Genomic DNA, 25,928 nt, shown 5'->3' with positions numbered 1-25,928 from the left:
CCAAACGTGCCGGAGCGTAAAAAAGTTTTTACAAACCGTTCACAGCAGTGATCACAACTCATTGAAATATAAGGAGATAAAAATAGTCCGCCCGTTGAAAGAATTCTCACGGCACGCGGCACGCGGTCTGAGCGGGCTGTGTTGAAAAATCAACACGATCTGAGGGGCTCACAGCAGAGAAGCCTTAACCCGCTGTTATCAGGTCAGTTAGCGCGATGTTGTTTCAAAGCAACACGTGGCGAATCGGCAACAGGGACGAAAAACAGTCGAAATCAGCGTGCCGAAAAAGGTGAGGAGATGAAATCCCTCTTCACACAAAACCGGATTCCTGCTATGAAACGCGCCCGAATTACCTGGGGTATTGTTTCTAATTGACTGGGAAAGGAATCCCAATGCGTAGACAATTACACCTGACAACATGTTGCCTGCTGTTGAGCGGCCTGGCCTGGACAGGCTGTCAGATGGGCTCGGATGGCCCGATCACCAGCACGCTCGGCTTTCGTGATGTGCCCAAACAGAGCGAACCTCCCGTAGAAACGGCTGAGGAAATCGAAAGTCGACTGGCAAAAGAAGCCGATCAGGAATAAATCTGTAAACTGCTGAGTCTGGATGACCCCGCAGAAATTATTTTTTCCCGGAAAACATCGATCTGGGGAAAATATCAAATCTGAAGGCCTCCGACAGCCGATGACGATACAGGCTGGTATTGCGCTGAGCGTAATCACCGGAGTCAGATATAAATCAGAATTGACTTGGACAAGGATGGAATAAGTCAAGCAATGAATGGGCTGCGATTACTGGGAGTTCTCTGCATCAGTGGACTCCTCATGAGTACACAGACGGGCTGCCAGGGTCTGGGAAACAAGGTTTTCCAGATGGACAGCAACGGGCGATCTCCATTCTTCGGTCTGGAGTTTTACACCCAGAAAGACAAACATCCAGCGAAAATCCAGACTGTCTCTCAGGACCAGCCTGTGGAACTGGAACCAGCCATTCTGCAGACCAAATCGGAAGAGCCCTCTCGCTTCTCCCGGCTCCCGAAATGGCTGAACCCGATGTCCAAATCAGCGGAACAGGGCGAACGTATTCCCCTGCCTCGTACGGACCTGGAAGAAAACGAGGTCGTCCTCGAAGAACCAACTGAAGATTCTGCTCCCACCGAACTGGGCTCATCGCTGGAAAACTTCTAATCAGCGAGACTGCGACTGCTTCCGGCGTTCTTCCGCTTTCTGCTTCGCTTCTGCGATGAAGGTCTCGGGATCATCCTCAAACGCCTGCTTACAGCCACTGCAGCAGACATAGTAGGTCTTACCTTTGTGGCTGACCGCAATCGTGCCGGCACCACCGGTGACGATGCACTCCGGACCGCCGCTCCCCGAGGCTGCCAGCCGCGTACCGGCCCGGGTATATCCGACTTCCGCCAGTCGATAATAGAATGACTGCCCCTGGTTCCGCTGTTCAAACAGAACCAGAGTCCGTTTCTCATTCAGCTTGCGGATCGAGATCCGATAGACGGCTCCCTCTGCATCCGGCTGGGATTCAAGTACCAGTGTGTCTTTCTCTAGCGAGCCTGTATAATCGCGTTTCGTATCATCAGGCAGGACGGTCGCCAGTTGATAGGTCTTCTGTTCCGGATCGTACGACAACAGGGCCGACTTCAGAAATTTGCCATCCTCGACTTGATAAGCGATGCCTGACTGCTGCGGGTCAAATTTCCAGACCCATTCCGCCTTCTCTGACCAGGCCCCTTTACGGGAATTACGTTTGATCATTCCCACACCTCGCCAGCCACCAATCAACGAGTTGAACTCGGAGAGAGCCTGCTTGATCTCCGGTGACAGGGAAGCGGATTTTTTCGACCCGGCTGTGGACGCAGACTTCTCAGGCTCACCCTGCACGCTGCTGAGGGACCAGAACAACACAGAGACACACAACAGGCCGATAACGGTCTGGCAGCATTTTCGCATCAGATCGATTCCTGACAGGATAGACGGGCAGAAAAGTCGCTTCTTAGATGAAACACCACTCCCCGGTAATCCGACCGCAGAGAGTGGTATTTTCTTATCCTACCAGACCCGTTCCCGTCTGCAAGAACCTTATTCCGGTTCAGGAGCGCGTCAGCTGTTTGAACTTTTCATTCAGATCTTTGGTGATCGGTCCTGGTTTACCCGTACCGATCTCACGACCGTCCAGGGCCACCACCGGAATGACTTCCGCTGCAGAACCGGTCAGGAAGCATTCGTCGGCGACAAAGATGTCATGCCGCGTGAAGGGAGACTGCTCGACCTTGATTCCCGACTCCTCGGCGAGTTTGATCACCGCGTTGCGCGTGATCCCTTCCAGGATACCGGCATCCACGGGCGGCGTTTTGAGCACGCCGTTCTTGATGATGAAAATATTATCGCCGGTACACTCCGCCACTTCCCCTTTGTGATTGAGCATCAAAGCTTCGATACAGCCGGCGTCAGTCCCTTCAATCTTGGCGAGGATGTTATTCAGGTAGTTCAGCGACTTCACGCGTGAGGAAAGCGCTGCCGGATGGTTGCGGATCGTCGCTGCGGTGATGATCTTCAGACCGTCGATATACAGCTGCGGATCGTACAGGGAGATATTGTCGGCGATGATAATCACCTGCGGGTTGCTGGTACGGCGAATATCGAGCCCTAGAGAACCCGCGCCGCGTGTGATCACCAGTCGCACGTAACCATCTTCAATGCCGTTGGCGGCCACAGTCTCATTGACGGCTTTGATCATCTCTTCCTTGGAGAGCGGAATCTCCAGGCGGATCGCCAGTGCGCTCTCATAGAGACGGTCGATGTGCTCCTGCATCAGGAAGACTTTTTTACCGTAAACCCGAATCCCCTCAAAGACACCGTCGCCGTAGAGCAGACCATGATCGAAGACACTGATTTTCGCCTCTTCCTTGGGAAGCAGTTTTCCGTCAATATAAACTTGGAGCGACATGTGACTCGGGTACCATTCTCAAACTGGGCCAGAACGCAGCTGGCAGGTTTTGGCGGACTTTCCATCCTGTGTGGGGAATCGGCGAAATCCATTTCAGACAGAAGCATCATACGCTGTGCGTATGCCATAGACACTACGCAGGCGACAGCGGTTCAACCCGAACAGTAAATACTGACCGTTTGTATCTAGGCTGATGCCGAGGTGGGATGAGATTTGCCCAGAACCTCGATCTGGCCTTCCGTCAGACGAACTGTTCGATGCGCCTGGGCGGCGATCGCGTTGTCGTGCGTAACCATGATAATAGTGAGCTGATCCTGCTCATTCAAGCTGGTGAGCAGGTCCATAATTTCTTTGCCGGTGCTGCTGTCCAGATTTCCCGTCGGTTCATCGGCCAGCAGGATCTGAGGCTTGGCAATCAGGGCCCGGGCAATCGCGGCCCGCTGCATTTCCCCGCCCGACATTTCCGAGGGACGGTGCTTGATACGGTGCGAGAGACCGACTTTTTCGATGATCTCCAGCGCATCCTGTTTGAACTGTTTTTTCTGCTTCCAGTATTCCCAGGTGGAATAGCGGATCATCAGCGGCGAGAGCACATTTTCCAGCAGGTTCAGCTCGGGCAGCAGATGATAAAACTGGAAAATGAAGCCGAAAACACGGTTACGGATCTGGTCGCGGGCGTGATCGGGCAGATCGTCAATCCGCTGACCTTCGAGGTGAATTTCCCCGATATCCGGGGAATCGAGCAGACCGAACAGATGCATCAGGGTACTTTTACCGGAACCGGACTGCCCCACGATCGACAGGAACTCGGCCTTCTGCACGTCGACATCGATGCCCCGCAGCACAGGCACTTTATGCTTGTCTTTCCGGTATGCTTTTTCGATGGCGATTGCTGATAACTGTGGATGAGGCATGGAAATCGTCTCGGTCATGAGTTCATACTCGATTAAAACAGATTAGTAACTCTGGTTCAGAACCTGTCACTGACAGAAGGAAAATCAAATCATCGGCTATTCGTAACGCAGCGACTCGACCGGATGGAAGCGGGCCGCTTTGCGGGCCGGCAGGATACTTGCCAGAACCGCGATTACCATCGCCCCGATCGCCACCCAGAAGACCATCATCGGCTCGACGTGAGTCGAAATTTCCGGGAAGTAATAGATCCGCTGATCGAAGACCTTCCTCCCGGTGAGCCACGTGATAAACCCTTCTATCTCATTGATATATTCAACAAACAGCAGCCCCACGATCACACCGACACCACTGCCCACCAGACCTAACGCCAGGCCGTAAGACAGGAAGATCGACATGATACCGTTCGAGCTGGCACCCAGCGCTTTGAGAATGCCGATATCCCGAGTCTTCTCAATCGTGATCATGAAGAAGATCGCCAGGATGCCGAAACCGGCAACGGCAATAATCAGGAACAGCAGCACATTCAGAATCGCCGATTCCACCTCTACAGCGGCCAGCAGTGGTCCCTGCTTGTCTTCCCAGGTGCGTATCCTGAACTGACTGGCAGGCAGGGCTTCTTCCAGCTTGCTGACGACCATCGCCGCATCGTCCTGGTTTTTCAGCTTGATCTGAATCGATGTAATCGACCGTTCGCCGCTCTCAGGAGAAATCATCCCGCGGGCTTCCTGCAGGTATTCCAGGTTGCAGAACACCAGACTGCTGTCGTGCTCGCTCATGTCACTCTTAAACAGGTCGACCACGGTCGCATTAAAGTGTGTTGGCTCAGGTGGATGTCCGGCGGTAACGGTACTGATTTTGATATCATCGCCCGGCTTGACGATCTGAAACATTTTCGTTTCGCCGGTCTCTGGATCTTCGTAAGGGAAACTCACCAGACCGTAACCAATATAAACGCGGGCCTTCAAAGGTTCGCTCGGATCCCGATCTTCTTTTTTATCGAACTGGCTGAAAGGATTGATGGCTTTCCCCTGCTGCTCCGCAAACTGGGGTGCACTGCCCTTTGGCTCAGCAGCCGCATCGAAGGGGGACTCTCCGGAATCCTGGGCAAACTTCGGTTCCGGCTCCGGCTCGAGGGGGACGGACTCCTCGAAGGAGACCTGCTCGTTGCCCTCATCTGCTTCTTCCAGTGGTGGGGGATTGTGATTCCAGCGATCGACCATCCACTGGGCCCGGGTGGTCCACTCTTTACGGTAGGCCATCGCCTCGGGAGACAGATTCCAGTCAGGTACCGTCCCCTCTTTGGTATGCATCAGGTATTTGGCCAGCGGACCGACCGTGGCTTTCGTCGCCGGGTCGATGCCGATCAGGGTGACCGGCTTACTCTGCCACTGGGAACCGTACTGCACGCTGAGCATAGCGTAAATTTCCACCGTGGCTGTCATGCCTTCGATGTCGTTACCCACCGCGCGTTGAATGCGGTCTTTAAGCTCCTGCGTGTTCTCTTCGCCATCGAGCGAGTTGGTTTCCACGATGACATCCGCCAGGATCCCCCGTAAGCGGGTTCGCATGTCGGTGCTGAAACCATCCATGACGCTGTTGACGACAATCATCGTCGCGACGCCGAGCGTCATACTGATGATGCTGGCCAGCGCAATGTAGCGCGTTTTCAAATATCGCAGGCAAAGTAATGATTTATACATCGGGCCAATCCTTTGGCTGGTTCTCGCCGACACTCAATACGCTGGTGCCGGTCACATCCCTGGTTTACTCTTTCGGTGCCGGCTGTCCTTCGGGTCGGAGCAGCGGGAAGTAGATCACATCGCGAATGCTGTGACTGTTGGTCAACAACATCACGAGGCGATCGATGCCAATTCCCAATCCTCCGGCCGGCGGCATACCGACTTTCAACGCCTTAATAAAATCTGTATCCATTTTCGCCATCGAGTCTTCTTCGGAAAGTCCCGACAGCTGTGTTTTAAACAGTTCTTCCTGCAGCAGGGGATCGTTCAGCTCGGTATAAGCGTTGGCCAGTTCCATACCGTGGACAAACAGCTCAAACCGCTCTGCGATCTCCGGGTTATCCTTCTGCCGCTTGGTCAGCGGACAGATGGAAGCCGGGTAGTCGATCACGAAGACCGGACCGGTCAGATGTTCTTCGCAGGTTGCTTCAAACACTTCATTCAGCACCACATCCGGGTGCACGTTCTCTGTATCAATGCCATGCTGCTTCGCGACCGCTGCTACTGCAGCTGGATCATGGGGATCACAGCCTGCATGCTCACGAACCAGGTCGTGGTATTTTTTCCGTTCCCAGGGACCACTGAAGTCGATGGTCTTGTCTTCGCCCCAGGGCAGTACCATGGTCTCGCTGATCGTTTTGACGGCGTCGGTGACGATGGCTTCGGTCAAATCCATCATCGTTTCGTAATTACCGTACGCCTGGTAAATTTCGATCATGGTGAATTCAGGATTATGAGTGGCGTCAATCCCTTCATTGCGGAACACCCGCCCGATTTCATACACACGTTCCACGCCACCAACCATCAGTCGCTTGAGATGCAGTTCGAGGGCGATCCGCATGTAAAGCTCGATGTCCAGCGTATTATGATGCGTAATGAAGGGACGAGCCGCTGCACCACCGGCAACCGCGTGCAGCACGGGTGTTTCCACTTCATGAAACTTATGACTGCGGAGTGTCTGACGGACGGAATCGATGATCTGACTCCGCTTCAGCATCTTTTCCAGCACGCCTTCGGTATAGATCAGATCGAGCGAACGCTGTCGCAGCAGGAGTTCGACGTCTTTGACACTGTGATGTTTTTCCGGGGGCTGCGCCAGCGATTTACAGAGCACCGTCAACTCTTTGACGAACACGGAGATTTCTCCGGTCTCAGTCCGGCGCAGACAGCCATCGACGCCGATCAGGTCGCCCAGGTCGAGCTGGCCCATCAACTCCCACTGTTCTTCGCTCAGGTCGCCCCGCGAGAACAGCAACTGGATTTTTCCTGTCCAGTCTTTGATATCGTAAAACCGCAGTTTACCGGCTTTACGCCGCAGCATGATCCGCCCGGCGATCCGCACGTCTTCGCCATCGACGCCCGATTCGGCGGGAGCCTGGTCGCGTGCGTCTGCAATCGGAAGGTGACCGTCAAACCGCTGTCCCCAGGGATCGAGTCCGAGGGACTGAATTTTCTCTAATTTTTTGATCCGTTCTGCTTCAAAACGGTTGGGTTTCTCTTTGGACATTGAAATTGAATTACTTGGGTCTATGTAAGCGAGTTTTATTGATATCAGGACACAGGCGAACGGTTTCCCGTTCATCAAGTGTGTCAAATAAGAGAATTTGTACGACAGAGAGAGGTGGGATAATGGCGAAATCTGCCGATCAGGTCAATGGCAACCCACCCCGAATATACAAACCACCACCGAGAGTAAGCGAAATCAAGTATTTCTGTCAGGCCGACTCTCCGTCGCAGTCCCAGCCAAGCGGATCCGACTCCACTTCACTGGCCCAGATTTTCAGATCCCCGAACTGCTTCTGCAGGAGTTCGGCCATCTGCTCCATCGCGGGACGCTCAGTGGCGTAATGTCCCGGCAGAATCAGAGCCATCCCACGGGAACGGGCCTCCAGGCAGGCATGAAACCGGGCTTCTCCTGTTAATAGCGCCTGACATTCATGTTTATGTGCATCTTTGAGGAACTCAGCAGCCGCACCACAGGCAATTCCCAGTCGGCTGACCCGCATCTCCGGATCTCCTACAAACTGCAGATTCTCAACCTTCAAAGCCTGTTTGATCAACTGATTGAGTTGGGCCAGCGAGAATTCAGCGGGCAAATCACCAAACCGCCCCGCTCCCTGCTCTTCTGCTGCTGGTTCCGGGCCGGGTTGTGGTCTCAGAATCCCGATCTGTTCCAGCCCCAGCAGACTGGCCAGTTGCCAGTTGATGCCGCGTTCTGCACTGTCATAGCAGGTATGCGGGCTGTAAACCGAGATTCGTGACTGGATCAGATCGAGCAGCATTTTTCCCTCGACAGTCGCCGCGGTGATCTGCTGTACAGGACGAAACAGAATCGGGTGGTGGCTGACGATCAGATTGGCTCCAGCGGAAATCGCTTCGGCAGCGACATCCGGTGTGAGTGTCAGACAGGTCAGGATTTTCTCGACCTTGAAAGTGGGATCCCCCGTCAGTAAACCGACGTTATCCCAGCTTTCGCCCAGTTCTGGTGGTGCCAGGTTGATCAAATAATCCTGAATGTCCGCGACGCTGGTCATGTGCTCCTGCTCCCAAACGATAGGGGAATCCCCTGTTCCGAACCTGGCTGTGTTCAGCAAAGTTCCTTGTTTTGCTTATCAAATCTGAATTGATCAATGTATCATACAGCACTATACTTAACCAGAACCAAAGCCACGCGTTTCCATTCTGCGAATTTAAGCAAGGTTGGACTATGTCTCTGCTTCATCGATTAATCGCTCTTTTCGTGATCGCCTTCGGAGCCTGTATTGTTCTGAACGGACCTGACATTCTGGTCTACCTGATCGCCCAGGCCGCCATCTCGGGGACATTCATCTTTATGTGCCTCAAGAAAGAGCGCGAAATCATCGCGAAACAGAACCAGACCGACGCCGGAACGGAATAATTCCCGCCCCTCGCTCTGCGTAATCCCGAAAAAATCGGTTTACTGCGCCTGAAGTCTGCCCACTGACAAGACTTTTACGGCCTGAGTCGGTTAGAATGTGAGTGACTGTTTTGAACGATTCTCACTTTCACTCCAACCAAAAAGTAACCGAACGAATGCTGTTTCCCCAATTCCGCTCACCTTACTCACCGCAAACTCCTCAATCTGCGCTGCACGCACACAAACGCGGCTTTACTCTGATTGAGCTCTTAGTCGTGATTGCCATCATCGCTGTTCTGGTGGCCCTGCTCCTGCCCGCCGTCCAGCAGGCGCGCGAAGCGGCCCGCATGGCCCAATGTAAAAACAATCTGCGTCAGATCGTACTGGCCTGTCATATGTATGCGGATTCCAACAGCGGTTACTGGCCCCGGGCGGCACCCGATCAACATGTCGGTTTCGGTGGTAAAAAACGCTGGCACGGCGAACGGACAACAACTGACGCCACATCTAAATTCCAAGCACATCTCGGACCATTGGCTCCGTTCCTCGAACAGAATGCAGAAATCAAAAAATGCCCCACCTTCGGGAACTTTGCTGCTCACGGAACCGTTTCCAATGCCTTCGAAGGGGGCACCGGAGGTTATGGTTATAACCAGGCTTATCTGGGAGGAACATCCTGGAAATATACTTATCCCACCTGCAATATGATCGCCACCAACATGCGGGAAATCGGCAGCCTGGCCCGCACCGTCGCCTTCGCCGATTCTGCACTGGCCCAGGGATTCCCGGATCTGCATATCATCGAATACAGTTTCATTGAACCACCCTTCTTCGTTGATAACTGGACCCCCACTTTCGAAGAAGCTCCCTGGCGGCCCGATCCTTCAATTCATTTCCGACATACGGGAACCGTTGCCAACATCGGCTGGGCCGATGGCCGCGTGACCTCAACTGTCATGTCGGGTACAGGTACTTCGGCCTACGGCGGGGATCCCAAGAAATTCCAGATCGGCTGGTTCGGTCCCATGGACAGTAATGTATTGTTTACCAATAAAGATAAGCTGGAGGCAGACATGGGAGGCGTCCAGTAATGCGTATCCCGCGTCGCCTGTTTTCTCTGCTGGCACTCTGCCTGCTGATCACCGGGTGTGCAGAAGAGCGTCCCTTTGTGCCTCAGCCTTCTGCAGAGTACGTGGTCATTGTGGACCCGGCAGGGAAACCGGACAATATGCTGATGGAACAGTTTTTTAAAAAGGGACAGCACCCTGAGGGCACAAAAGTTGTGGTCGTGGATAAACAGACCCGACAGCAGGCCCTGATCCCGCCGGCAGAACTGTTGCAACAGAACCCGAATGCCGGTCGATATCTTGTTTTCAAACACGATGACCCGGAGCGTCCGTTTGATGACCTGCCGGGCGCTTCAAATTAAACATCCAGGAAACGACACCATGAAACGATTGCACCTCATTCCACTGCTCGTGCTGTTCTGCGTCGCCGCAGCACCGCTGTCTGCTCAGACCATCAAAACCATCGCCGGAACCGGCAAGCTCGGACACTCGGGCGATGGTGGCCCCGCAGTCAAAGCACAGGTGGGAGAACCCTACGGACTGACGCTTGGTCCGGACGGGGCTCTCTATGTCTGTGAAATCAAAGGGCATGTCATCCGCCGCATCGACGAAGAGACAGGCAAGATCTCAACCGTCGCCGGTTCAACCAAGAAAGGCTACAGCGGAGACGGCGGCCCCGCCCTGGAAGCCAAACTGAATGAGCCCTATGAAGTGCGTTTTGACAAAGCGGGCAACATGTACTTCGTGGAAATGGTCAACAACATTGTCCGTCGCGTTGATGCAAAAACCGGCAAAATCTCGACCGTTGCTGGAACAGGTGAAAAAGGTTTCTCAGGCGATGGAGGCCCTGCCACCAAAGCCACCTTCTCCCGCCCCCATTCGATCGCCCTGGATAACAATGACAACCTGTATATCTGCGACATCGGCAATCATCGCATTCGTCGCGTCGACCTGAAGACAGGCATTGTGTCCACGTTCTCCGGAACGGGAGCACGCAAGCCGACTCCCGATGGAGCACCGGTCTCAGGCACACCGCTGAATGGTCCTCGCGCACTGGACTTTTTTGCAGACGGGAAAGGCAAAGGTTCACTGTATCTCGCGTTGCGGGAAGGGAATATGGTTTACCGCATCGATCTGGACAATGGGACTTTACATCACATTGCAGGCACTGGTAAAAAAGGATATACGGGACACGGCGGACCGGCGAAAAAAGCCACCCTCTCTGGTCCCAAAGGAATTTCTGTCGCCCCCAATGGAGATATCTACCTGGCGGATACAGAGAGTCACACCATCCGCGTCATTCGTAAAAAAGATGGAACGATTGAAACCGCTGCCGGCGACGGCAAACGGGGAGATGGCCCAGATGGAGATCCCGCCAACTGCCGCATGGCGCGTCCACACGGCGTTTATGTCGGCCCTCAAGGCAATGTCTATATTGGTGACAGTGAAACTTATCGCGTTCGCAAGTTAACAACGGGAAAACAATAATGCACATGCTTCAGCCAGTCTATCGTCATTGGAATTACGTTTCTGTCGCCGCCCTGCTGGTCGTGTTGACAGGCACGACCGGTCTGTCAGCCGGGGAAACCTGGCAGCGTCAGGAACTCGATGCGGCATTCCGTTCGGAAGGCTCTGCCGCGGCTGACGTCAACAAAGACGGTAAGATGGATGTCATCGCCGGTGATGTCTGGTATGAAGCCCCCGACTGGAAAATGCATGAAGTCCGCAAGCCCGGTAAATTCGTTGCGGGCGTCGGCTACAGCGACAGCTTCTGCAACTTCGCCTATGACATCAACCAGGATGGCTGGACCGACTTCATCTACGTCAGCTTTCCCGGCAAGGAGTTCTACTGGTACGAAAACCCGAAGAACAAACCCGGTCACTGGAAAGAACACCTGATCTGGCACAGTATCTGTAATGAAACCCCCAAGTTCACCGACCTCACAGGCGATGGAAAACCCGAACTCATCTTCGGTTCACAGCCGGAAAAACAGATGGGCTACATCGAGATTCCCTCCCCCGACCAGGCGACCAAAAAGTGGGATTTCATTCCGATCAGCAAACCCGGCGACCCGATGGTCAACGGAACCTTCAAATACTACCACGGTCTGGGTGTCGGTGATTTCAACAACGACGGTCGCCAGGATGTGCTCATCCCTCACGGCTGGTGGGAAGCCCCGGAGACACTGGGCGAAGGCCTCTGGGAATTCCATCCCTTCAATCTTACCGCGACCGGAGAAGCCCCGGAAAAGATGGCTGACCTGTACGTGCAGGACCTCGACATGGATGGCGACAACGACATCATCGGCAGCTCTGCCCATGCGTTCGGCGTCTGGTGGTTCGAAAACCTGGACGGTGGTGACTCACCCAAGTTCAAGGCGCACCTGATCGACAAAAGCTATTCACAGACCCACGCCATGCATTTCATCGACATGAATGGTGATGGCCAGAAAGATATGGTGACCGGAAAACGCTTCTTCGCACATAACGGCAAAGATCCGGGTGGTAAGGAGCCGGTCGTAATGTACTGGTATGAGATCAAGCGTGAAAAGAACAAAGCTCCTCAGTTCATTCCGCACAAAATTGAAGCTGGAAATGACACCGGTGTCGGCACCCAGTTCTCCATGTCCGACCTCAACGGCGACGGACGGCCCGATATCGTGCTGTCTAACAAAAAAGGTGTCAATGTGCTGATTCAGAAGTAGTCGCCAACTACTTCTTTTGCTCACGATCATCGAGGACCCGCTGATAGATTTCACGCAATCGGCGGGTCATCGTCTCGTGACGGAACTGATCCGTGAATCGCTCCCGTCCCGTCTGTCCGAAGCGGACGCGTTTCTCAGGATCTGCAGCCAGTTCCGTTAACGCCTGGGCCAGCGGCTCAATCGATTCTGCAGGTAACAGGTAGCCGGTCTGTTCCGGAATCACCACTTCCCGCGCCCCGTCCACGTCATAAGAGACCACCGGCTTACCGGCAATCAGCCCCTGAGGCAACACCCGCGCCAGTCCTTCCCAGACGCTGGTATGCACCACGATATCCATCGCATGAATCAGCTCAGGAACCCGTTCCGGGGGAACCAGACCGGCGAAGATAAAGTTCTCGGTCAGCCCCAGTTCGGCGATACGCTGTTCGAATTCTGATCGCAAGATTCCATCCCCGACCAATAGAAACCGAACCTGCGGCTGCGCATCGACCACCTGCCGGGCCGCTTCAATCAGGTACTTGTGCCCCTTTAGATGGAACAGCCGCGCGACCTTGCCGATCACAATATGTTCGGGTTCAATTCCCAATTCCCGCCTGACCTCTTCTGGTAGACGCGGAGGAGTGAGAAACGGTTCGACTTCCATCCCACTGTAAACGGTATCGCATAGTTCAGGCGTTGTAATACCGGCGGCGACATACTGGTCGGTCATCGCATCACAGACGCTGATCAATCGATCGCAGCGACGGGCCGCCCACTTCTCTGCAGCAATGTAAGCGTGATAATTCAAAGGGGACTGACCGAAGTGAAAGGCGGCGCCATGAATCGTATGCACGCAGGGCAGCTTCAGGTGCCAGGCGGCAGCGCGTCCCAGGATGCCTGCTTTCGAACTGTGTGTATGGACCAGGTCCGGCTGATACTCACGCAACGCGGCGATCAATTCCCGATAAGCCCGCCAGTCATTCAGCGGACTGATGCTGCGCAAGAGATGCGGGATGATCTGTAAATCAAAGCCCGCCTGCTCGGCTCGTGGGATCAGTGTACCTTCCGGACCGGTGGTCGGTCCGGTGATCAGCGAAACCTCGTCGCCGTAATCCCGATACTGATCTTCCACTGTGTAAAGCGTATTCTGCTGCGCACCGCCGATGATCATTCGCGTGATAATGTGTGCTACTCTCACGCGAACACCCGCCTCCGGTCTCGCGGCTCGGAATCATTCCCGTGCCTGTGGGATCTACAATGCATGGCCTGCTGACTGCACCTTCTCTACTAACTGGCTGGCGGCGGTGGAGGAGGTGTGGCTGCCTGGAAGAGTGCCGCCAGTTGGGGAACCTGTCCCGCCGGTAACCAGCCCGACATGCCGGCCGACCAGACCTGGGTATTAGCAGTAATCTGTCCTTTGGCGATTCCGTCCGAAATGACTTCCAGCGCAAATGGCCCTTGAGACTGCCCGTTCGCGGCGATATGCCAGGCTGCCGGCGGTGGAGGGGGTGGCGACATTGGTCCGGGTGCGCCCGCTCCTCCGGGCTGCATCATCCGGTTGGCCATCGCAAAGCCCATGCCCAGTCCCATACCGTCTGCAGCGCCGCCTCCGGCGGGGTTCTCTGCAGCAGAGAGCATCGCCTGCCCCATCTGGTACTGCTGGAACTGGTTCATATCGCCGATGACTCCCATGCTGGTTCGCGTATCGAGCGCCTTCTCGACGCTTTCGGGCAGGGAGATATTCACGATCAGCATCTGGGGCACTTCCAGCCCGTATTCATCGTCGATGCGTTCGTTGACCAGCTTTTTCAACTCGAGCGAAATTTCGGTGTATTTGGAAGCCAGATCCAGTGCCGCGTATTTCGACTCTCCCAGCAGATCAGCGAAGGAACTGATGATGATCGACCGCAGGAGCTCATTGATTTCGTTGGAATGAAACTCGGAATCGGTGCCCACCAGTTCCTTGACCAGAATCCGGGGATCGTTGGCCTTGAGCGAATAATTCCCGAATGCCCGCAGGCGGATGGGGCCGAATTCCGGATCACGCAGCATGATCGGATTGGGAGTTCCCCACTTCAGATCTGTGACCTGGGTCGTGTTGACAAAGTAGACTTCGGATCGAAACGGGCTGTTGAAGCCATGCTTCCAGCCCTGCAGCGTTGCCAGAATCGGCAGGTTGTCTGTGGTGAGCTGGTAATGGCCTGGCTCGAAGACGTCGGCCACCTGTCCGCGATGCACAAACAGGGCCATCTGCCCCGGTCGTACGATCAGTTCGGCCCCATTTTTGATTTCATTCTGATACCGGGGAAAACGCCAGGTCAGGGTATGCTTGGAATCATCGATCCACTCGATGATATCGACCAGCTCTCCCCGTAATTTATCCATCCAGAATCCCATATCGATCTCCCCTGTCTGCTCTCTCGCTGTTTAATTTATCTGATCGGTTGAAAGGTCAATGAGAATCGCGGGCCACGAATGTGCCGCTCAACTGATTGTACCCCTCTGTCAACTTGGCCCGCAATCAAAGAAATCGCTGACCGACTGAATATTCTCGAATCAGGCGCTTCACCGAGCAAAAATCCTGCCCGATGTTGTTCTCGCCCTGATTATGAGACTGGAATCGACTCCAGCAGTGCCTGTGCAGAAAAACGCAAACCGGTGACTTTCGGCTCAAAAAACAGCGATAATTCTGGTGAAAAAGGTGAAAAAACAACTGCTTTTCCGCTCCAATAAATTGCTGTTGACCTGTTTCGTTGAAAGTTTTACATTTCCGCCGCGCTCTTATGGTAGAGCTTGAGACAAGGAAGTTTCGTAAATCTTCTGACGAATCAGTATCAACGTGATTGATGACTCCGCAAACGTTTCCTCGCGATCCGCAGACCCAAAGGATCCTGGAACCCGGCCAGGAGAGCCGGTGGGGGTGAACTCAGGCAATCACATGATCCACTCGCGTCGGATACAAAAATGGAGATTTTAAGCAATGGGCGAACCAACCCCAAACCCGCATGCGACCCAGACCAAGACTAAATCAAAACGGAAAATCATCTTTTTCGCAGCCGGTACCGGACTGGTTCTTCTCGCTGGCGTCCTCTTTTTCCAGACCTTCAACGCCAAAACCGGTTCTGCCGGAGAAGACAAATCCGCTGGCAAAGTACGCCTCTCAGGTAACCAGCCCGCCGTTCGCAGCCAGCCCGTTGCGAAAGTCGGCAGTGTCGTTATCACTGAAGATGAACTGGCCCGCGAATGTATCGCCCTGTATGGTCCGGAAGTTCTGGAAAACGTAATTAACCGTGCCGTCATCGAACAGGCTTGTCAAAAAGCCGGCGTGACCGTTGAACAGGCTGAAGTCCACGCTGAAGTCGAGAAAATCGCCAAGCGTTTCAACCTGGATACCAAAACCTGGTACGACATGCTGCAGGCAGAACGGAAAATGAATCCCAATCAGTATCGCCGTAATGTTATCTGGCCGATGCTGGCCCTGCGGAAACTGGCTGGACAGCAGACTCACCTGACACAGGCTGAAGTCCAAAAAGCCTTCGTTCGCGATTACGGTCCCCGGGTCAAAGCCCGCATGATCATGATGGACAACCTGCACCGCGCTCAGAAAGTCTGGGATGACGTGAAACGGAACCCTGCCGACTTTGAACGCAAAGCCCGCGATTTCTCCATCGAACCTAACAGCCGTGCCCTGGGTGGTGCTATCCAGCCGATCCCACAGTACTCCGACAATGAAAGTCTCTGGAAAGCAGCCTTCAAACTGAAAGAAGGCGAAATCTCCGGAATCATTCAGATCGGTCCCAGCCGGTATGCCATCCTGATGTGCGAAGGACACACCGATCCGGTTGTCACCAACATCGAGGAAGTCAAAAGCCAGCTGATCGAACAGCTGACTGAAGAACAGACTCAGGAAGCTGTTGCCCGGGTCTTCGCCAAGCTGAAAGAAGAAACCCGTGTCGACAACTACATCACCAACACCGTGACCGGTGGTGTATCCCAGACATCAGGGACCAACTTCGGACAGTCTCCGGTACAGCAGGCCATTCCCAGCCCCACACAGGGACTGAACCGTCCGACTCGCTAAGAGTGGATTCGGCCTGAATATTCTCCTGTAAGAGAACCAGTTCACCCCGGCGCGTGTCAGTCCTGCCTTACTGACACGCGTTTTTTCGTGTCCTGCTGCGTTCTGTGAAAAATTACTCATATTCCGCAGGCGCATTTTTCAGGACAATCGCGTAAAATGGCAGAGGTCAGGCCAGGGCCATCGCCTCCGGTGGAAGCGAATGGAACAGACAGCCCCTGGATGACAGTAGACAAATATTCCATGTATTACAGGTAGTGTTTTCATTATGCGTGGCGAATCCGAAGTTCCCTCTTCAGATGACGGTTTTACCATCCCGGTTGCTGAACGAGTAAAGCGTTTACCCCCATACCTTTTCGGAAAAATCAACAAGCTGAAATACCAGAAAAGGGTGGCGGGAATCGATGTCATCGATCTGGGTATGGGGAATCCCACAGACCCGCCGGATCCGCTGATCGTTGAGAAAATGTCCGAAGCACTCGCTGATCCGCGGAACCACCGCTATTCGGTCGCCAACGGGATTGCCAACCTGAGAAAAGAAGTGACGGCCCGTTACTGGAAAAAATATGGTGTCCGACTCGATCCCGACTCCGAAGTCGTGACCTGTATCGGATCTAAAGAGGGCTTCAGCCACCTTTGTCTGGCACTGATGGGCCCCGGAGACACTGCCATCGTTCCCTCTCCCTCGTTCCCGGTCCACGTGTATGCCGTGATGCTGGCTGCAGGTAACGTGATTGAACTCGACGTCCGCGAGCCAGACCAGTTCCTCTCAAACATCGCTTATACTTGCGAACACCTGTATCCCAAGCCCAAGGTCGTTGTGGTCAATTTCCCCCACAATCCGAGTGCAACCGTCATTGAACAGGATTTCTATGTCGAGCTGGTTCGCCTGGCCCGCAAGTACTCGTTCATGGTGATCAGCGACTTCGCCTACGCCGACATCTGCTTCGATGGCTACAAGGCCCCCAGCTTCCTCGCGACTCCCGGTGCATCGGAAGTCGGCGTCGAATTTACGACCATGAGTAAAGGCTTCAGCATGGCCGGCTGGCGTATCGGCTTCTGCTCAGGCAACTCTGAAATGGTGCGGGCACTCTCCACCATTAAAGGCTACTACGATTACGGCCTGTTTCAACCGGTTCAGATTGCCGCCATCGTCGCGATGCGGCACTGTGAAGCTGCCGTCGACAGTATCGCCGCCGAATACCAGCAGCGACGGAACATCTTTTGTGATGGCCTGGAACGCCTGGGCTGGGAAATTGACCGCCCCAAGGCTGGTATGTTCGTCTGGGCCAAGATTCCGGAACCCTGGGCACAGATGGGCTCGATCGATTTCGCCATGAAACTGCTGGACGAGGGAGGCGTCGCTGTCAGCCCCGGACGTGGATTCGGTGAAGACGGCGAAGGCTACCTGCGGATGGCCATCGTCGAGAATTCTCAGCGACTGCGACAGGCCGTCAAGCAGATCGGCAAAGTCATGAAGTCGGAAGAAATCGCCGCCAACAAGTAAACAACGGGCCGCGCACTCTGGTTCCAGCGGGGATCAGAGTGCTCAGGTCGCCTGACGTTGATCGTCAATCGACTTCATGAAGCCCTCTATCTTGTTATCAGCCAGCTCAATTTTGCCTGCCTCCGGACCAATGCGAATTCCGGTCCGCTGCATCGGCTGTCGTTGTTCACGGATCAGATTTTCTTTGATGACCAGATCCGAAGTCCGGCCCGTGATATCGATGGCCACTCCATTCGCGGCACCGCTGTTGAGGATCTGATTTTTGACCACGGTATTCCGGTTCGCCCAGAAGTTCTTGCCGCGGGCGTCGTTGCGGAACAGAATTCCCACCTGCTTGCTGTCGGCGACAATATTCTCACGCATCACATTATCGGTATCGTTGTGACCGATTGAGATGCCGATATCATTTCCCGTGAGCTGATTCTTTTCGGCCAATCCGTATTTCACACCCCAGCACCAGAACAGTCCAATATGATTGTTCTCGAAGCGGTTATTCTGAATCAGGGGGCGCTGTGAACCGGAGCCCGGATGCACGCCCAGTCCCTCATGATCATGACTGTGGCAGTTTTCGACTTTCACATCGTGACAGATCTGGAAACTGATGCCGTCCCCGTTGTAGTTGCGCGCGGTGACATTCCGAATTGAGTAGCGATTGCAATCCTGCAGAAAGATGCAACCCCCGTAGTTGCCGTTGAGGTTGGTATTGTTTTTCCGATTGCCATCCAGCGTCAGATTTTCGATCACAACGTCGCGGGTATATTCGCTGGTCAGCAGCGGGAACAGCGAAGCAACCGTCGGCTTCCCGGAAAGCCAGACATTTTTCCGCAGCCCATCATTCAACTTGAAACGATTTCCCGAGCGAGCCACGAGTGTGCGTTTAATAACATCCTGTCCGCCGGTGCTCGGATTCTTTGTCACCAGTACGACACCATCGCCTACCTGGAAACCGGCCGACTTCTCCAGTGTGATCTCTTGATCGTACCAGTCCGAGTCTTCAGAAATCGCCACCGTTTCCGAGGGACCTTTGGTGATGATCGTCTCGGGGCCACTTCCCAGCAGACGGATATGAGAAGGGAGATGCAGGGCATTACGCAAGGTGAACGTGCCGGGCAGAATCTGAACCGTACCGCCCCCTTTGCCGGCGATATAGTCAATCGCGGCCTGCAACGCTTTATCGCTGCTGCCTACGATATCTCCTTTGTCGGTTCCCACAGAGATCGACAGCTGCTCGTCCCAGTTCGGTTCAAACCGTTGATCACCGTCGGTGGCCCGCGGATCGTTTACCGCTGGCTTCTGACCTGCGACCAGCTTTCCAGTCGCAGCTGACCCCAGTCCAGTAGCGAGTGCGGCTCCGAGAAACTGACGGCGGGATACGGACGATGCAGGCATGATGAACTCCGAAACGATACAGGGAATTAATAAACACTCTTAAACAATCAGTCTCCCGTAAGCAGCCTGTCAGTTCAAGAGAAATTCGACCTAAATCAGGAATCGCCTGAGTGTGCTTGCGCTATCGGCCAGCCGCCTGTCACTTTCAGACAACTGGCCCTGCTAAGCACCGTTAATCTTTTCCGTAAATCGCCGAGAGGGGAATCAAGGTAATCTGTGATTCTGCCAGACCGTTGTTCTTTGTTCGGTCTCCAGCACAATGTCCGAGCAGCACGCCATCCTTTGTAAATTCTATCGCGGTATAGCAATACCACCCGTTTGGATTGTCTTCCACATTCTGGACGAGTTCCCAGGTCTGCCCCTCATCCTTTGAGATGGCGATTGTCAGGGGAGTCCGTTTCCCGCGCAATGCCGGTTGAATGTCCTGATGGTTGTTCCAGACCAGCAACAGATCCCCGGTAGAGGGGATACGCTCAATCGACGCGGGTGATACAGGAGAAATGATCTGCGAAGGTTTGAGTGTGGAGAATGTTTTACCACCATCTTTCGATGTGGCGATGTACTGACTGCCACCATTCGTCCGGCAGAACCCCATGACCGTTCCGTCTTTAAGCTGAACGATTCCCGGTTCCTGCATGTAGGGCTGTTTCTTGCCAGGTTGCGTCTCGACTTCAGCTGCCTGGCCGCGGTGCCAGCTCTTCCCCAGGTCATCAGAATAGTAACAGAGAAAACGGGCATTGGGATTGAAGCGGTTCGAACCAGACAGATTCTGGTGCAACGCTAAAGGCAGTACCAGTCGACCATTCTTTAACTGAATCACCCGATCATTATTCATGACATAGTAACCGACTTCTGATACAGGAATGATTTCGGTCGCTTCACTCCAGGTAGCTCCTTCATCGCGGCTGATCCGCATCACCGGTCGGAGATCATGAATGGAGTTCTTCCGCAGATAGAACAGCGCGATCGTACCATCCTGCAGCCGCAGCAGTGAAACAGACATGATGTTCTGCTGCGCGTCGTTCGGCATGATCGTTTTATCCTGTTTGGTCCAGGTCTTGCCGCCATCAGAGGAGTAACGTCCGGCCAGGAAAGCGGAAGAGTGATCGGCGGCCCCATCGGTAAAATGGGTGTAGACAAACAGAATGCGACCATCTTTGAGGGTGATGAAGTCCCCTTCACTGTTACGGGGATTGTCCTTCGCAGGAGGCAGCTGCAGCGCACGTGTGGCTTTGCCTTGCTTCACAAGCGAATCAGCTGATTGCTCAGTAGCACTCAAAAATGAGATCGGTAACAGACCTGCCATTACAAACTTCCAGATCACTGTGCGACTACTCATTGTTATCCCTGCTTTCTAATCGTTGTTTATTTTTTCGGCCAGACATTATTCAATGTTGTTAATTTTTTACCGGCGTCTGTTTTACTATCTTCGATTGGACTCGAAGCAGATTGCCTGTTCAAGCGGAGTGCTTTTGAATTTGTAGTTTTCCAGACAAATGACCGATCGCTCGTGATCAATCCTGTAGAGACATTTGTGTTCTCAATGGATTGCACTCCGTGTCTGCTTTGAATGTCGATGAGAAACATGCAAGATAAAATGCAATCCGGCACATCCTTACCGCTGAGGAGAAAACCTCAAAAAAAATCGACGATTTATAAACGCATGTAATCACATAAGATAGCAGTCTCGATATGGAATGAGTGTTTTTGAATTTTCAAAAAATTGTTGACAAATTTTTAATCTGTTCTTTAATGAACGGACCTATATTCCATTCATCAGGGCAATCGCTCCTTATACAGTGAGACTTTTCCTGTCAATTCTGGCAGTTAATGTGGCGTAATATATTATTCTTTACTCTTGTCTGAACTCTCAAGTCGCTCTTAATTCCTGTCTGAAAATTGCGTTCGCATAGGTTGATTTCCTTTCTTTCGTATGTCGCGTTGTGTGCGCTGATTTTCGCATCACTCTGAGACTGGATGAGCTCCGGATAAGAGTAAGAGAAGTCCTATATTTCTCTTAATCCACTTAATCTCCGGAGGTAAAGATGAAACGGCTCACACAAAGGAAACGAGGTTTTACCCTGATTGAATTGCTGGTTGTTATCGCGATCCTGATCGCACTACTGCTCCCTGCAGTTCAACAGGCCCGTGAAGCTGCCCGTCGCTCGACCTGTAAAAACAATCTCAAGCAGATTGGACTGGCGCTGCATAACTACCACGACACACACCGTATCTTCCCACAGATGCACGTCGAAAGTCGTCGTACCGCGGCGGATGACATCCCCACGGAAAGCTATCTGGCCTGGACCGTAATGCTACTCCCATTCATGGACCAGACCCCCTTGTACAACAAGATCAACTTCGATGCCGCCTGGCGTGATTCCTCAGGAACATTACTGCAACCCACGTTGGTCAAGACATCGATCCCCCCCCTCAACTGCCCTTCTGACCCGATGGATAACGGTATCAATACCAACATTGGTTCCTACGGCAAGAGCAACTATCCGGGAATTTACTCTCCCTGCGACATCAACCCCACCAGCGGCACAGGACGATGCTATAACGGCGCATTCAACAATCATACAGCCCGACGCCTGCGTGATTTTACGGATGGTCCCAGTAACGTCATTATGGTTGGCGAACGCACCACGGAAGACCGGGGATCAGGAGGGGTCTGGATGGGGACTTCTGTAGTCACTACGAATGCCAGTGCAGGCAATTATGGCAACTGGCCCTGGCATACCGCCCTGGTGCGTACCTGGCAGGGTTCTTCTGCAACACCAGACCCATCTACAATTTATCTGATCAACGGGATCAACAACAACGATGGTCTGCGTTACGCCTGGACATTGAGCAGTTCTCATGAAGGTGGTTGTCACTTCCTTCTGGGAGATGGCGGTGTCAGATTTATCAGTGAAAACATTGATGGAAATCTGCTCGTCTATCTGGCAGGCATCAACGACAAAAATGTGATTGGGGAATTCTAAGCGTTTCACTGACGATGTAATGAAAGACGATCCAGCGCCCGGTTTTACCTGAGGGTAAAACCGGGACTTCTTTTTTTCACCATTACGCCCCAACACAAGTATAAGACTTTCAGCGAACTTACGAGGGAAGACAACATGACCTGCATTCTAAGGATGTCACTAAAACCCTGCCTGTTGCTTATCTTAACCTGCTGCATGGGATGCTCTGGTGGATCTGATGTAGAACTAGGCAAAGTGACCGGGCTGATCACAATGAATGGAGAGCCCCTGGCTGATGCCATCGTGGTGTTCAAGCCGGCAGAGGGTAATCCTTCGACAGGAAGAACGGACAGCAATGGAAATTACGACCTGACTTATCTGGGAAATTCGCCCGGCGCTATCGTGGGCAAACATTCCGTCAGGATCACCACGGGACAACCCCTGGGAGAAATGGAGGGAGTCAATGCTGACACTGATTTCGCCAGTATGGATTCAGCTGATACTATTGATATTTCCACCCCTCCGGCCGAATCTGAAGCCGATGTCACCATGAGACGCGCCCGCCCCAAGCCGAAAAAAACCGGCAAAGAAGTGATCCCCGCCAGGTACAATACCAAGACGGAGCTCCAGGCAGATGTCACTGATGGGGACAATGTCATCGACTTTGATCTGTCGATCGATTAGTTGCCGTTTCTGAGAATACACTTTCGGAACCTCAATAGTTAGCTGCAGTTCCGGTCACTGCTGGCTCTCTTCATTCAGTTCAATCTGATTCTCCTAGCCTCGCCTTCTGAAATCAGCTTCGTCCATTTCAATATGGTCTACATGAAGTTGACATGTGCCTCTAACGATCACGTATCGAACTCCGAAAACTCTCCGGCAACTCCCGAAAAGCAATGAACTCATCTTTACTTTCGGTTGATAGAGATCGATAGAAACAGAAACAGGGCAATCCCAAATGGGATTGCCCTGTTCATAATAGGGACCAGTGCATTTTTTTTGCAGACGGTAATAGTTCCGCCTGTGATTCAGGAAAGCTTTCTTATTTACCCTTGATTTCAAATTTGAATGGTTCGTTGGTTTGCCCAACGGTCGCCGTGAGAGGTGACCCTTTGGGATCGTTGTAAACCTCGGGAAGTTGATTGACAGCACCCACGTCGGCTGCCATCTCTTCGCCACCAATGGGGCTGCCATCCGGCTTGACCAGGCGTGTCAGCAGGACGCGATAAGTGCCCTCGGCAACGCCGTCACGTTGATCCCGGTCTTTCAGTGTAAACTGACCGGAAGCATCTGTCGCCCCGAAACCACCATTGCCTTTGGTCGTCCCTTCCGGGAAAAAGGTGACCGAGATCCCCTGGACGGCTTCACCATCAACGGTAACTGTTCCACTGACCGGGTAGACTTCCAGCGTGTTTTCGCTACCGCCTCCACCACAGCCCACCAGACCGAGAAATAAACAACACAAAAGTAGTCGATTGTAACGCATTGACTTGAGATCCTGTCCTGTCAGTAAATCAAAAGAATGAAAGACCCGTAAAAGCAGACGTGAAGAGACAGACCACGGGCGACATCACCTCACCCGTGGTCTTGCAGTTATGCCAGCAGCGCATCGGCGCTGCAGAGATTAGAATTCTCCGATCGGGTTACCGTCAGAGATGTAAGCCAGGTTGTTGCGGGTTGTGGCGTCGATGTTTTCACTGATGAAACGAACGGCTCCATCACCCATCAGCACATGAGCACCACCGGTGTGCAGACTGCCCACGGTAGACCAGTCACCCAGACGACCAGGTCCGGTAGGACGAGCGAATGGGGGAGAGTCCCAGGAGCAGCAGGGCCACCAGTTAATTCCACGTGAGTAAGTCAGGTCGACCCCGTGGCCCACCCATTTCGCATGACCCCAGGTCTGGGAAACACCGTTGTAGGTCCAGCGCAGAGTCTCAGCAACGGCCACCGTGTTACTCATACCGTCTTTGACATCACGAATCTGAGAACAACCATCGATCCCGAACATGCGGCGTGAGGAGCGGCTTTCTGTATTCCAGATACTGGCAGAACTGGATGTTCTCCGAGTACTAAAATCGTAATTTGTGTAAGCCGCATACTCACTGGAGCTACCAGGAGCGATAGCGTAGTGAGCACTGGTGGTAGAGCGATAGTGTGTGTCGTTATCGTCTGAAGGACACATGAACGCGGGAATGATTTTCGAGATCACCTGATCGTTCGCATTACCGGCAGACCCCGGCAGCAGGTTACCCGGAACAGGCTTCGCACTGGGAGCCCCTGTACTGGCAGCCAGGCTGAAGTTGAACTGATTGTAGAGGTTCGCCTGATCAATGTAAGGCAGGACCAGCAACCAGCCACGATGGTTCAGGCCAAAGGCATGGCTTGCAGAACCCGACGTGATACTGTGGGCATGTGAAACTGAGTACGGAAAGCATTTGTGTGCATCATGGTAGTTGTGCAAGGCGAGACCAATCTGTTTCAGATTGTTCTTACAGGTTGAGCGACGGGCTGCTTCACGCGCCTGCTGCACGGCAGGTAACAAGAGAGCGATCAGAATTGCGATAATCGCGATGACGACCAGCAATTCGATCAGTGTGAACGCACGCCTTTTTTTGAGCTGCAGCATTTTCCACCTCCGGAAAAAAGAAAAAGAAATGAGGTATAAATACGCTTAAGTGCGGGCTCAAACAGATTTTAAAATGCGCAATTGTCTAACTGATTCTGGACATGAAATAGAAGCTGAAAAGAACGACGAATCAACAATCACACAGCATGAAATTGTATGTGCCGACACTAAGAACTTAGTGAATACTGAAACAACACAAAACGAATTTATGATTAGACGATTTTAAAGTCAGAAGGGAATTTCATCTCTGAAACTAGATATGAAGAGATGATTAATAATTCTTATTATGTTATTGGGGCTTTCAATATGTCAATCATTTTTCTGAGGTTCGTTAACTTTTTCGACATTTCGTTGACAGAAGTGTGAAACGCATCCCCCTGGACTCAAAGTCAACCAGCCTTGCCTGCTCGCATACAGAACAGCCAGTACCCCAGGCGATAACGCCTGCTGGTGCATAGAAATAATTTTCTAAAGCCATAAAAAATGGGAGGTTGGAACCAACCTCCCTGAAATTCATTGTTCAATCTAAACTGACCCCAGGCCTTTAGGAACTGAGGTATTTCTGATTGCGAACTTTATTTTGATTTAATTTCGTAATCCAGAGTTGCGGAGGGCGCTTTCACCGTGGCGATGGTCAGATTCATCTCACGGTTGGGATTCGTGTATTGCTCAGGCAGCAACTGCACTGCACCCACATCGGCCGCATCTTTCCCTTCAGGAATCGGGCTTCCGTCGGGCAGGCCCATCATAGAGAAAGTGACAACATACTCTCCCGGTTCTACTCCAGGCTTATTGCTGCGATGAGTCAGCGTGTACTTACCATCTTGATCGGTCACACCATACCCACCCGTTCCAGCGGTTTTTTTTCCGGGATTAAAGATAACCGTAATATTTGCTTTCGGTTCACCATCCAGTTTCACGGTTCCTGTAACAGGAACAAGGTCATCGGGAACTTCTGAAGTGTGACCACCACAACCACTCACTAAGCCGACAGTCATCAGCAGAACGGCAATCTGTCTATTCAATTTCAACATGCATCTTTCTTTCAATCTTGTCAGATGGGAATTCGAAGTTGGTTACTCAGTCACACTGCTGCTTCAGATCCAGCTCAT

The 25,928-nt window shown here is 52.9% G+C and carries 24 protein-coding genes; 11 read left to right on the top strand and 13 right to left on the bottom strand.

Annotated features, from left to right (window positions below):
* Positions 1-392: 392 nt before the first annotated feature.
* Positions 393-587 carry a hypothetical protein gene (locus tag RID21_RS28070; RefSeq protein ID WP_145035796.1) on the top strand — a complete coding sequence of 65 codons (195 nt, stop codon included), beginning with the start codon at positions 393-395 and terminating at the stop codon, positions 585-587.
* Positions 588-827: 240 nt separating this feature from the next.
* Positions 828-1,190, top strand: coding sequence for a hypothetical protein (locus RID21_RS28065; RefSeq protein ID WP_350194745.1), 363 nt, complete (start codon positions 828-830; stop codon positions 1,188-1,190).
* Here RID21_RS28065 and RID21_RS28060 read toward each other — a convergent pair whose 3' ends face one another.
* The 6 genes from RID21_RS28060 to RID21_RS28035 all read right to left on the bottom strand — a co-directional run bounded on the left by RID21_RS28060 (position 1,191) and on the right by RID21_RS28035 (position 8,152).
* A complete protein-coding gene (locus tag RID21_RS28060; RefSeq protein ID WP_350194743.1) occupies positions 1,191-1,967 on the bottom strand; it encodes a TRASH domain-containing protein in 777 nt (258 codons plus the stop codon).
* Between the two features lie 139 nt (positions 1,968-2,106).
* Positions 2,107-2,964 carry a branched-chain-amino-acid transaminase gene (ilvE, locus tag RID21_RS28055; protein WP_149344907.1) on the bottom strand — a complete coding sequence of 286 codons (858 nt, stop codon included), beginning with the start codon at positions 2,962-2,964 and terminating at the stop codon, positions 2,107-2,109.
* A 185-nt stretch (positions 2,965-3,149) separates the two neighbouring features.
* On the bottom strand, positions 3,150-3,896 hold the full coding sequence (locus tag RID21_RS28050; RefSeq protein WP_197993760.1) for an ABC transporter ATP-binding protein: 747 nt from the start codon (positions 3,894-3,896) through the stop codon (positions 3,150-3,152).
* A 78-nt stretch (positions 3,897-3,974) separates the two neighbouring features.
* A complete protein-coding gene (locus RID21_RS28045; protein ID WP_155364441.1) occupies positions 3,975-5,579 on the bottom strand; it encodes an ABC transporter permease in 1,605 nt (534 codons plus the stop codon).
* A gap of 64 nt (positions 5,580-5,643) precedes the next feature.
* Complete coding sequence (gene lysS, locus RID21_RS28040) at positions 5,644-7,125, bottom strand: lysine--tRNA ligase (RefSeq protein WP_350194741.1); 1,482 nt, start codon at positions 7,123-7,125, stop codon at positions 5,644-5,646.
* A gap of 208 nt (positions 7,126-7,333) precedes the next feature.
* Positions 7,334-8,152, bottom strand: coding sequence for a Nif3-like dinuclear metal center hexameric protein (locus RID21_RS28035; RefSeq protein WP_350194739.1), 819 nt, complete (start codon positions 8,150-8,152; stop codon positions 7,334-7,336).
* Between the two features lie 173 nt (positions 8,153-8,325).
* Between RID21_RS28035 and RID21_RS28030 the strand changes: the two genes are divergently transcribed.
* The 5 genes from RID21_RS28030 (at position 8,326) to RID21_RS28010 (ending at position 12,268) form a co-directional block, all read left to right on the top strand.
* Positions 8,326-8,517 (top strand): hypothetical protein, encoded by a 192-nt coding sequence (locus RID21_RS28030; protein WP_145035781.1) that lies wholly within the window; start codon positions 8,326-8,328, stop codon positions 8,515-8,517.
* A 155-nt stretch (positions 8,518-8,672) separates the two neighbouring features.
* Positions 8,673-9,587 (top strand): DUF1559 family PulG-like putative transporter, encoded by a 915-nt coding sequence (locus RID21_RS28025; RefSeq protein ID WP_350194737.1) that lies wholly within the window; start codon positions 8,673-8,675, stop codon positions 9,585-9,587.
* The gene (locus tag RID21_RS28020) at positions 9,587-9,925 is read left to right on the top strand and encodes a hypothetical protein (protein WP_350194735.1); all 339 of its coding nucleotides are present in this window, start codon (positions 9,587-9,589) and stop codon (positions 9,923-9,925) included. The genes RID21_RS28025 and RID21_RS28020 overlap by 1 nt, the downstream gene beginning before the upstream one ends.
* Before the next feature lie 19 nt (positions 9,926-9,944).
* Entirely contained in the window at positions 9,945-11,051 is a 1,107-nt protein-coding gene (locus RID21_RS28015; protein WP_350194733.1) for an NHL domain-containing protein, read from the top strand.
* Entirely contained in the window at positions 11,051-12,268 is a 1,218-nt protein-coding gene (locus RID21_RS28010) for an FG-GAP repeat domain-containing protein (RefSeq protein WP_350194731.1), read from the top strand. Before RID21_RS28015 ends, RID21_RS28010 begins: the two co-directional genes overlap by 1 nt.
* A gap of 7 nt (positions 12,269-12,275) precedes the next feature.
* On the opposite strand, the gene RID21_RS28005 is transcribed toward RID21_RS28010, so the two are convergent.
* On the bottom strand, positions 12,276-13,445 hold the full coding sequence (locus RID21_RS28005; RefSeq protein WP_350194729.1) for a glycosyltransferase family 4 protein: 1,170 nt from the start codon (positions 13,443-13,445) through the stop codon (positions 12,276-12,278).
* Between the two features lie 89 nt (positions 13,446-13,534).
* Complete coding sequence (locus tag RID21_RS28000) at positions 13,535-14,644, bottom strand: SPFH domain-containing protein (RefSeq protein ID WP_350194727.1); 1,110 nt, start codon at positions 14,642-14,644, stop codon at positions 13,535-13,537.
* A gap of 583 nt (positions 14,645-15,227) precedes the next feature.
* On the opposite strand from RID21_RS28000, the gene RID21_RS27995 reads away from it, so the two are divergent.
* Together RID21_RS27995 and RID21_RS27990 are read left to right on the top strand one after the other, a co-directional pair.
* Complete coding sequence (locus RID21_RS27995; protein WP_350194725.1) at positions 15,228-16,328, top strand: peptidylprolyl isomerase; 1,101 nt, start codon at positions 15,228-15,230, stop codon at positions 16,326-16,328.
* Between the two features lie 265 nt (positions 16,329-16,593).
* Positions 16,594-17,832, top strand: coding sequence for an aminotransferase class I/II-fold pyridoxal phosphate-dependent enzyme (locus tag RID21_RS27990; protein ID WP_350194723.1), 1,239 nt, complete (start codon positions 16,594-16,596; stop codon positions 17,830-17,832).
* 42 nt (positions 17,833-17,874) lie between these two features.
* Here RID21_RS27990 and RID21_RS27985 read toward each other — a convergent pair whose 3' ends face one another.
* Together RID21_RS27985 and RID21_RS27980 are read right to left on the bottom strand one after the other, a co-directional pair.
* Entirely contained in the window at positions 17,875-19,221 is a 1,347-nt protein-coding gene (locus RID21_RS27985; RefSeq protein WP_350194721.1) for a right-handed parallel beta-helix repeat-containing protein, read from the bottom strand.
* A gap of 172 nt (positions 19,222-19,393) precedes the next feature.
* The gene (locus RID21_RS27980) at positions 19,394-20,560 is read right to left on the bottom strand and encodes a sialidase family protein (protein WP_350194719.1); all 1,167 of its coding nucleotides are present in this window, start codon (positions 20,558-20,560) and stop codon (positions 19,394-19,396) included.
* Between the two features lie 706 nt (positions 20,561-21,266).
* Here RID21_RS27980 and RID21_RS27975 point away from each other — a divergent pair.
* The gene (locus RID21_RS27975) at positions 21,267-22,208 is read left to right on the top strand and encodes a DUF1559 family PulG-like putative transporter (RefSeq protein ID WP_350194717.1); all 942 of its coding nucleotides are present in this window, start codon (positions 21,267-21,269) and stop codon (positions 22,206-22,208) included.
* A 135-nt stretch (positions 22,209-22,343) separates the two neighbouring features.
* Positions 22,344-22,871 carry a carboxypeptidase regulatory-like domain-containing protein gene (locus RID21_RS27970; protein WP_350194715.1) on the top strand — a complete coding sequence of 176 codons (528 nt, stop codon included), beginning with the start codon at positions 22,344-22,346 and terminating at the stop codon, positions 22,869-22,871.
* A 358-nt stretch (positions 22,872-23,229) separates the two neighbouring features.
* Here the strand turns inward: RID21_RS27970 and RID21_RS27965 are convergent, their stop codons facing one another.
* From RID21_RS27965 to RID21_RS27955, 3 genes are all read right to left on the bottom strand, one after another.
* Positions 23,230-23,673 (bottom strand): carboxypeptidase regulatory-like domain-containing protein, encoded by a 444-nt coding sequence (locus RID21_RS27965; RefSeq protein ID WP_145438374.1) that lies wholly within the window; start codon positions 23,671-23,673, stop codon positions 23,230-23,232.
* A 138-nt stretch (positions 23,674-23,811) separates the two neighbouring features.
* Positions 23,812-24,816: a DUF1559 domain-containing protein gene (locus RID21_RS27960; RefSeq protein WP_350194713.1), complete on the bottom strand. Its 1,005-nt coding sequence runs from the start codon at positions 24,814-24,816 to the stop codon at positions 23,812-23,814.
* A 575-nt stretch (positions 24,817-25,391) separates the two neighbouring features.
* Complete coding sequence (locus RID21_RS27955) at positions 25,392-25,850, bottom strand: carboxypeptidase-like regulatory domain-containing protein (RefSeq protein WP_350194711.1); 459 nt, start codon at positions 25,848-25,850, stop codon at positions 25,392-25,394.
* Positions 25,851-25,928 lie beyond the last annotated feature (78 nt).

It is taken from the genome of Gimesia sp. (genome assembly GCF_040219335.1).
In the GTDB taxonomy this organism is placed as follows: Bacteria; Planctomycetota; Planctomycetia; order Planctomycetales; family Planctomycetaceae; genus Gimesia.
The sequence above is the reverse complement of the archived record's forward strand: the minus strand, read 5'-3'. Positions and strand labels throughout refer to the sequence as shown.

Coding starts and splice junctions, on each gene's coding strand:
- RID21_RS28070 (WP_145035796.1), top strand. CDS start 393: ATGCGTAGACAATTACACCTGACAACATGTTGCCTGCTGTTGAGCGGC.
- RID21_RS28065 (WP_350194745.1), top strand. CDS start 828: ATGAGTACACAGACGGGCTGCCAGGGTCTGGGAAACAAGGTTTTCCAG.
- RID21_RS28060 (WP_350194743.1), bottom strand. CDS start 1,967: ATGCGAAAATGCTGCCAGACCGTTATCGGCCTGTTGTGTGTCTCTGTG.
- ilvE (WP_149344907.1), bottom strand. CDS start 2,964: ATGTCGCTCCAAGTTTATATTGACGGAAAACTGCTTCCCAAGGAAGAG.
- RID21_RS28050 (WP_197993760.1), bottom strand. CDS start 3,896: ATGACCGAGACGATTTCCATGCCTCATCCACAGTTATCAGCAATCGCC.
- RID21_RS28045 (WP_155364441.1), bottom strand. CDS start 5,579: ATGTATAAATCATTACTTTGCCTGCGATATTTGAAAACGCGCTACATT.
- lysS (WP_350194741.1), bottom strand. CDS start 7,125: ATGTCCAAAGAGAAACCCAACCGTTTTGAAGCAGAACGGATCAAAAAA.
- RID21_RS28035 (WP_350194739.1), bottom strand. CDS start 8,152: ATGACCAGCGTCGCGGACATTCAGGATTATTTGATCAACCTGGCACCA.
- RID21_RS28030 (WP_145035781.1), top strand. CDS start 8,326: ATGTCTCTGCTTCATCGATTAATCGCTCTTTTCGTGATCGCCTTCGGA.
- RID21_RS28025 (WP_350194737.1), top strand. CDS start 8,673: ATGCTGTTTCCCCAATTCCGCTCACCTTACTCACCGCAAACTCCTCAA.
- RID21_RS28020 (WP_350194735.1), top strand. CDS start 9,587: ATGCGTATCCCGCGTCGCCTGTTTTCTCTGCTGGCACTCTGCCTGCTG.
- RID21_RS28015 (WP_350194733.1), top strand. CDS start 9,945: ATGAAACGATTGCACCTCATTCCACTGCTCGTGCTGTTCTGCGTCGCC.
- RID21_RS28010 (WP_350194731.1), top strand. CDS start 11,051: ATGCACATGCTTCAGCCAGTCTATCGTCATTGGAATTACGTTTCTGTC.
- RID21_RS28000 (WP_350194727.1), bottom strand. CDS start 14,644: ATGGGATTCTGGATGGATAAATTACGGGGAGAGCTGGTCGATATCATC.
- RID21_RS27995 (WP_350194725.1), top strand. CDS start 15,228: ATGGGCGAACCAACCCCAAACCCGCATGCGACCCAGACCAAGACTAAA.
- RID21_RS27990 (WP_350194723.1), top strand. CDS start 16,594: ATGCGTGGCGAATCCGAAGTTCCCTCTTCAGATGACGGTTTTACCATC.
- RID21_RS27985 (WP_350194721.1), bottom strand. CDS start 19,221: ATGCCTGCATCGTCCGTATCCCGCCGTCAGTTTCTCGGAGCCGCACTC.
- RID21_RS27980 (WP_350194719.1), bottom strand. CDS start 20,560: ATGAGTAGTCGCACAGTGATCTGGAAGTTTGTAATGGCAGGTCTGTTA.
- RID21_RS27975 (WP_350194717.1), top strand. CDS start 21,267: ATGAAACGGCTCACACAAAGGAAACGAGGTTTTACCCTGATTGAATTG.
- RID21_RS27970 (WP_350194715.1), top strand. CDS start 22,344: ATGACCTGCATTCTAAGGATGTCACTAAAACCCTGCCTGTTGCTTATC.
- RID21_RS27965 (WP_145438374.1), bottom strand. CDS start 23,673: ATGCGTTACAATCGACTACTTTTGTGTTGTTTATTTCTCGGTCTGGTG.
- RID21_RS27960 (WP_350194713.1), bottom strand. CDS start 24,816: ATGCTGCAGCTCAAAAAAAGGCGTGCGTTCACACTGATCGAATTGCTG.
- RID21_RS27955 (WP_350194711.1), bottom strand. CDS start 25,850: ATGTTGAAATTGAATAGACAGATTGCCGTTCTGCTGATGACTGTCGGC.